We start from the raw sequence: 711 nt of genomic DNA on the forward strand, positions 1-711 counted from the left end.
ACCTTATTTTTCAGTAAGACCTAAAAATAGGAATTCATCATGACACTGACTAAAACGTCACTCTATTCCCTGCTCATCCCCACCGCATTGTATGCGGCAAGTCTGGGGCAATCCGCAATGGCGGCAACCTCGGCCACCACTAAAATCAGTGCCAGCATTGTCGGCGGTGGCTGCCAAATTACCGCGCCCCCGACTGTTGCTATTCGTAACGGGGATCTGATTCCTGCTGAAGATATCACCACCACCAGCGATATTAGCGAAACTTTTGATCTCACCATTCTTGGCTGTAAGGGTTACGGGTTAGAACCCTCGATAACCATCGAAGGGGACACCAATAGTGACTCCGGTGAAGCGCTGTTTGTGAGTGCCGGCAGCACCAGTACAGGCTATGGCATTTTATTATCCACAGACGGTAACAGTAATTTTAACCAAAGTGACAACTTGGCAACGGATAAAGAAATCAAGGCATTGACCACCACAAACTGGGATAAAACCTTTGCCAGCACATTGGATGGAACCATCCCACTGAAAGCAACCGTCAGTTGTGGAACCTGTACTGCCAATGACTTACAAGGCGGCGAGTTAACCGCTTCATTAACATTTAATTTTTTCTATAAGTAATTTTAAAGGCTGCTAATAACAATGATACGAAAACTGTCTTTCTTTAGCGTGATTGTAGGGTTGCTATTACCAGCCAGTGAATTACAGGCA

Annotated in this window: 1 protein-coding gene; it reads left to right on the forward strand. The window is 45.7% G+C overall.

What is annotated here, in order from left to right:
- The first annotated feature begins 39 nt into the window (after positions 1–39).
- A complete protein-coding gene (locus JK188_RS17625) occupies positions 40–621 on the forward strand; it encodes a fimbrial protein (RefSeq protein WP_211887291.1) in 582 nt (193 codons plus the stop codon).
- Positions 622–711 lie beyond the last annotated feature (90 nt).

Origin of the sequence: Providencia sp. JGM181, assembly GCF_018257375.1 — a bacterium.
Classification (GTDB): Bacteria; Pseudomonadota; Gammaproteobacteria; order Enterobacterales; family Enterobacteriaceae; genus Providencia; species Providencia lanzhouensis.

What these genes read in the sequence shown, in the direction of transcription:
- JK188_RS17625 (WP_211887291.1), top strand. Translation starts at nt 40, where the DNA reads ATGACACTGACTAAAACGTCACTCTATTCCCTGCTCATCCCCACCGCA.